This is a genomic window from Synechococcus sp. H55.9 (assembly GCF_047462355.1).
GTDB lineage: Bacteria > Cyanobacteriota > Cyanobacteriia > Thermostichales > Thermostichaceae > Thermostichus.
The window spans coordinates 3,066-9,187 of sequence record NZ_JANSJB010000065.1 but is presented as its reverse complement, the minus strand read 5'-3'; the positions used below and the strand labels follow the sequence as shown (position 1 = coordinate 9,187).

Sequence of the window (6,122 nt, the reverse complement as noted above, 5' to 3'; positions counted from 1 at the left end):
TCTCCTGCGAAAACACCATGTCTCATCACTACTGGCAAGCGAAGCTCTGGGGTTTGCTGCATGATCCTGCCCTCAAGGCCCTCCACAACGCCTCTGGCCGCGCTAAGGAAGGGCTGTGGCCAAACTTAGCGGCGATGCAAGGGTGGATCTCGCCCAAGGCAGAGGGATCCCTCCTAGCAAGCGTTGGCGATGCGGATCTGGTTGCCGCCGCCAGCGATCGGGCTGCCATTGGCCACCTGCCGGTTGCCATCGACTACCAGGTAGCCGATCGCGGCCACAGCCTGGGGCCGGGCCTAGAGATGAGCCATCTGCTTTCGGGGCGCAAGCGCTTTTGGCAACTGCCCGAAGAGGAACACCGGGCCCTGCAGCAAGCCGGCTCCCGCGCCGAGCACCTGATGCAGCTAGAGAAAAAGGTGATTCCCGATTGGATCCGGCAAGAAGAGGAGGATATCCAGAAGGTGTTCTGGTGGTTCTGGCGCTGTTTTCCCCAGGCGTTGGTTCGCAAGTTGGGCGATGAGAACCTCCTGCTTTTGCCGGCGGAAACGCGGCTGCCGGATGGATCCCTGTGGAGCCACACCAGTGTCGTGGCGGCCCTGGCGGGCTGTTTGGCCGGCTACGACGAGCCCAAGTTCACGCGGCCCTTTTTGGCCAGCTTCACCTTCAACCCCATCCAGGAGCTGATTAAAGCCAGCCGCAAGATGCGGGATTTCTGGGCCGGATCCTGGCTGTTGCACTACCTCTCGGCACGGCTTTGCTGGCGCCTAGCGGAGAAATACGGCCCCGACTGCCTGCTCTACCCCAGCCTCTACGGCCAGCCGTTGATCGATGCCTGGCTGCTGGAGAAGTACCCCAAATTTGCCGAGTGGATCCCTCAACCTTCTGCCCACGCCCTGCTCACCGCCGGCTTCCCCAACGTGATCCTCTTGCTGTTGCCGGAAGAGCGGGTGGAGGCGGCCATGCAGTTGGCCCAGCAGACCCTCAAAGAAGAATGGCGCCACCTGGCCGAAAGAGCGCTGGAGCACCTGCAACTGGAGCGCCGCTGGCTGGTGCAGTTGCGCCCGGAGGATCCCACCTGGGAGGGATGGCTGGAGCACCAGTGGCAGCTCTACTGGGCAGCAGCACCCCTGGGATCCCCCCAGCAAAGGCTCAAAGACACCGCCATCCTCAAGTCCCAGGAGCCGGTCGAACGGGATCCCTGGGTCAGCGCCCAAAACCGCACCTACCACCTAACAGGAGAGCGGCAGCTTTTTGCCGACGCGGAGCTGAAGTTCCTGCGGATCAGCTTCTGGGATCCCCAAAAGCAGCAGCGCCGCCAGTACAAGCCGGGGCTGAACGTCGGCTCCTGGTGGGCAGCGGCGGTGGAGGCGACGCGCCGGCTGCAGGCTGCCTGCAAACAGGCCCGCGATTGGCAACTGCCGGTGGCCTTTGGACCGCGCAGCACCGTCTCCGGCCTGGGGCCGGTGGTTCACCCTTCCCCCAGGGATCGCTGGATTGGCGAAGGGGAGAGCCGGCGGCTTTGGCAGCGGCAGGCGGGGCTTTTCGATGGCCGCGAGCAGCTCAACGCCACCGAAACCGTCAAGCGGGCCCTGGACAAGGTGTTGCCGGAGCTCTTTCCCAACCTCGATGAAGACAAGATTGCCGCTTCCTACCCCGATCTCACCGCCGGTGTGGCCGGCTACCTGAAAACCCACGGGCGACGGGAGCAGGAGCACTTGGAGCAAGCCTGCCGGGCCGTTGAGGCCATCCACCCCGGCATTCGGGAAGTGGTGCGGGAGATGCGCGGCAAGTGGGGGATCCCGTGGGCCGACCAGCAGAACCTACGCTACCACCCGCGGCTGCTCAACGCCGGCTGGCTGGTGGAAGACCTGGAAGCAGACGCAGCAACCCAGAAGCGCTGCCGCCAGGAGATAGAAGCCACCCTCAGCCGCTACTACCCCAGCATCAACCCCGCCAGTTGGTACGTGCTGGCCGCCGGCGACGGCGACGACATGGGCCAGTGGCTGAGGGGGGAGAAGATGCGACCCTACTACGACTACCTGCCCCAGCCGCTGCAGCGCCTAGCCGATAAACAGAAGGACACCATTGGCCAGGTCATCAACTCCGAGGAGCTCGACCAGGTCAAGGACGCCTTCGGCGAATTTGTCAAAAACAGCCGCAAGCGCATGGGCCCGGCCACCCACAGTGCCCTCAGCCGCGCCCTGTTGGATTTTTCCGGCCAGTTGGTGCCCTACCTCACCGAGCAGCGCTACGCCGGCAGGCTCATCTACGCCGGGGGAGACGACGTTTTGGCCTATACCAACCTCTGGGAGTGGGATGGCTGGCTCTGGGACATCCGCCAGTGTTTCCGCGGCGGCGAAGACGACTGGCGGGAGTTCGCCAACGAAGGGGACTACTGGCAGTGGCAAAAGGCGCAGTTGCCGCCTGGCCTCAGCCGCCGCCCTCTTTTTACCCTGGGATCCCTGGCCAGTATTAGCTTTGGCGTGGTGATTGCCCACCACTCGGTGCCCTTGGCCATTGCCCTGGAAAATCTCTGGGAGGCGGAAAAAGGCGCCAAAGGGCAGGCCTATGCCCATGGCAGCCCCAAGGACAGCGTGCAGGTGCGGGTACTGTTTGCCAACGGCAACCAACTGGTGGGCACCAGCAAGTTCGACACCTTCGACAAGTGGAAAGACCTGCTGGATTTTGACTGGAAGTTGCTGGGCCAACAGCAGGATCAAAGCTCGCTGTTTGAGCAGGCTGCCCAGCTCTGGGAGCAGCACCCCGCCCCCAGCGTGGAAGCTGTGCCCGATTGGGCCCGCTTGTTCTGTAGCCGCCGGGATCTCTTTGGCGGCGAAAGCGAGCAGAGGGATCGCTTCCAAGCCAAGCTAATCGAGTTTATCCGGCACTTTTGGCAGCACAGCCTGCCCGCCCAGCCGGCAGCCTGGGATCTGGCCATCAAAAACTGGTTTAAGCTAGCGGCCTTTGTGCTGCGCAACCGCACCGTGAAATTGGGGAGGAACGGTCGATGAGTTGGTTCACGCTATCGCCTTTGGATGTGTGGATGTTTCGCGATGCCAGGCCCTTTGCGCCGGGGGAGCGGGCCTGGGCCACCAGCGGCTTTCCGCCCAGCGGCCACACCCTGGCCGGAGCCATCCTGGCCCACCTGGGCCAGCCGACAACCCTGCGCCTGCGCGGCCCCTTCCTCTGCTGGGATGAGCAGCTTTACTTCCCCAGCCCCCTGCACCTTGACCAGGGATCCCCGCTGGTGCCCATCCCCTGGCTGGAAGAGGAGCATTCCTACAGCGGCTACCGTTGGGATCCCACTCGGCCGGCCCCTTTGGTAGCAGCAGCTCCGGAGGAGGAACGGCCAAGCCCCAAGCAAAAGGCCGCCGGCTACCTGCCCTTTCAGGCGGTGCAAAAAGCGCTGCAGGGCAAGGGCTGGGATCTGGCTCAAGCTGTTCCGCCCCCCTGGGTGGCAGAGGTGCGGCCCCACAACACCCTGCAGGCAGGCAAACGTCAGGTGCGAGAAGCCGATGGCTACTTTGTGGAAACCTGCATCCGCCTGCAGCCCGGCTGGAGCCTGGCTTTCTCCATCGAGTGCTGGGATCCCGAGCGCGAAACCTGGGATCCCTTGCCCCTGGAGCAAGAAGAGGTGGTGCGGCTGGGGGGAGAAGGCCACGGCGCTCTCCTGGGCCCTTGCCCAAAGCTGGGCAAGCAGTGGCAAGCGCTGCAGGAGCTCTCCCAAGAGACCTTCCGGCAAACCCGGCGGGCCTTGGCCTACCTGGTTACGCCTGGAGTGTTCATCAAGAAGGTGGATGGGCGCTCCCTCTGCCGCGCCTGGCCCTGGGAATGGCGCTTGGCCACCCCCCACCCTGCCCACTCCCTCACCGGCCCTCTGGTAAGCGTGGCCACCGGCAAGCCGGTTCCCATCAGCGGCCGCCTGCAGGTGGATTCCCTAACAGAGCCGCGCAAGACCAGCTTACCGGCTCCGCAAGTGTTTGCCGCCCCGCCCGGCAGCGTCTACTACCTGGAGCAGCCGGCTCCCCTTGGGCAGGACGAGCCGGAGCTGGAAGATGGCCGGCTCAACGTCTTCCACCGCTGGCGGCTGTTGGGCTACAGCGAGTTGCTCTGGCTGCCTTGGGTTAACTGATGCTTTTGCAGCCCTGTTCTTTGTCGATAAGGAGTGTTTTTTCGATGACTTTTCACCTGGTCTATCTCACCCTGTTAACCCCCCTGCACACCGGCGGCACCACCCAAGAAGGCAACCTCTTGGGCATTGCCCGCGAAGCCCACACCAACTTGCCCTACATTCCTTCCAGCACCATCCGCGGCAAATTGCGGGCCAGTATGGCTGAGAAAGAGTTAAAGTTTGAGCTCTTTGGCAACGAAATTGGGGAGGGGGATCAGCTTACCCAAGGCTCCATTTGGATTGGGGATGGATCCCTGTTGTGGGTGCCGGTGGCTTCCCTCAGCCACGGGGTAGTCTGGATGAGCTGCCCCCTCTTGCTCAAGCGCTGGCTGCGGCTAAGTGGCCAGCAGTTGCAGGTGCCGGATCCCTATAGCACCAACTTAGAGACAAACCGGGCCATCTACCTCAAGGATGCCATCCTGAAAAATGGCCTGAAAAAGTGGGCCAACTGGCAAGACTTTGTCAAGTCTTCCAGCATCACCCGCGTCATCGTCTTGCCGGATCAGCACTGTGCCACCCTTATTCAAATGAGCCTGTGGCGGCAGGTAAAAGTTAAGCTCAGCGAGCACAAAGTTGTAGAAGGCGGCTTTCGCTACGAAGAGGCCATTCCCCCCGATAGCTTGATGTACTTTACCTGGGGGGTAACAGCCCAAGCCAATGGCAGTTCCCAAAAAGCAGTAGAGCAATTCCGGAAGCTTCTGCAGGATAACCAGCTTCTGCAAATTGGCGGTCAGGAGAGCCTAGGTCGGGGCTTTGTCGAGTTGTCTTGGAACTAGTTGAGGAGGTTTTATGGAAACTTTTGATCCCCGCACGTTGGCCAAGCCTGTTTACGAATCCCTTCGCCAGTTAAGGGCTCAAACCAGAGACCAAGAAAAGCTTAAGGAGCAGAAAAACCAGGCTGTGGAACTCTACACCTACCTCTCCACCTGGGGCATGCTGCGCCTTAAGGCAGAAGAAGATGCCCTCGGCCAAGACGGCAAAAAGCAAGTGGTCAAGGAGTTCTTTAATTGCCTGGAAGAGATTTCTGGTCAGAAGGGAATTGCTAACTCCAATGGTCTGGATCGTCTTATGGGACTGGGAGTCGAAGAGTATCTAGGTTTAACAGGGTTAGGGCTGGCTTTGGCTCAGGAGTTTGGCTTTTGGGCCATGGCCATCTACCACGACATTAAAGGAGGGGAGTAATGGGCGTCGCGATCCCCCTGCAAGCGATTTCCCTGCAAGAAGGCAGCCGAGTGGTTATTCATTCTCTTACCTGGCAAGACTGCGAGAGCATTCTGGAGGAGCTGGGCGAAGATCGCCACACTCGCATTGCCTACTACGATGGCACTTTTGAGATCATGTCTCCCTTATCCAAACACGAGCGCCTTCATCGCATTGCCGGGTATATTGTCTCAGCCATTCTCGATTCTCAGGGTAGGGATTGGGAAGACTTTGGCTCAACAACCCTTAAAAAGTCAGGCAGGGCTGGAGTGGAGCCCGACACCTGCTTCTATGTCAATCACCTGGAGTTGGTGCGAGGTTGCGAGGGCAGGATCGATGTCGATCAGTTGCCCCCACCTGATCTGGCCATCGAGTCCGACGTTACTTCCCGAACTTTTATTGAGGCCTATAGAGCCATCGGCGTGCCGGAAGTTTGGATCTTGGGTGAGCGAAGTTTGCGGATCTTTATCCTGCAGGGAGAAGACTACGTAGAATCAAGCCGCAGCCGGCTTTTTCCAGACTTCGACATCCCCAATCTTGTACCTCAACTCATTCGACGCGCCCTAGAAATTGGTACCAGCACCATGTTGCGTGAATTTCGCCAAACCCTTGGCAATTCCTAACCCTGTTTCCCGCTTTTGGAGAAGATCCCATGACCGGTCATCGCCCTACTCGTCAGCCGCTTGCTCGTCCCCCCAGGCCAGGGGATCCCAGCCGCCGGCCGCCTCAGGAAAATCGAGGCCCCAATTCTCCT

At 60.8% G+C, this 6,122-nt stretch carries 5 protein-coding genes; all 5 read left to right on the top strand.

Features of this window, described 5'->3' with window-relative positions:
- Window positions 1-17 precede the first annotated feature (17 nt).
- Genes cas10 through NW857_RS09190 form a run of 5 tightly spaced genes read left to right on the top strand, consistent with a single transcriptional unit; the run spans window position 18 to window position 5,991 of the window.
- Window positions 18-3,008, top strand: coding sequence for a type III-B CRISPR-associated protein Cas10/Cmr2 (gene cas10 / locus NW857_RS09210; RefSeq protein WP_414368740.1), 2,991 nt, complete (start codon window positions 18-20; stop codon window positions 3,006-3,008).
- Entirely contained in the window at window positions 3,005-4,129 is a 1,125-nt protein-coding gene (locus NW857_RS09205; RefSeq protein ID WP_414335536.1) for a type III-B CRISPR module-associated protein Cmr3, read from the top strand. The genes cas10 and NW857_RS09205 overlap by 4 nt, the downstream gene beginning before the upstream one ends.
- A 44-nt stretch (window positions 4,130-4,173) precedes the next feature.
- Window positions 4,174-4,944 (top strand): type III-B CRISPR module RAMP protein Cmr4, encoded by a 771-nt coding sequence (gene cmr4, locus NW857_RS09200; protein ID WP_414337107.1) that lies wholly within the window; start codon window positions 4,174-4,176, stop codon window positions 4,942-4,944.
- A gap of 13 nt (window positions 4,945-4,957) precedes the next feature.
- Entirely contained in the window at window positions 4,958-5,350 is a 393-nt protein-coding gene (locus NW857_RS09195) for a hypothetical protein (RefSeq protein ID WP_414366231.1), read from the top strand.
- Window positions 5,350-5,991 carry a Uma2 family endonuclease gene (locus NW857_RS09190; RefSeq protein WP_414335542.1) on the top strand — a complete coding sequence of 214 codons (642 nt, stop codon included), beginning with the start codon at window positions 5,350-5,352 and terminating at the stop codon, window positions 5,989-5,991. The genes NW857_RS09195 and NW857_RS09190 overlap by 1 nt, the downstream gene beginning before the upstream one ends.
- Window positions 5,992-6,122: the final 131 nt, after the last annotated feature.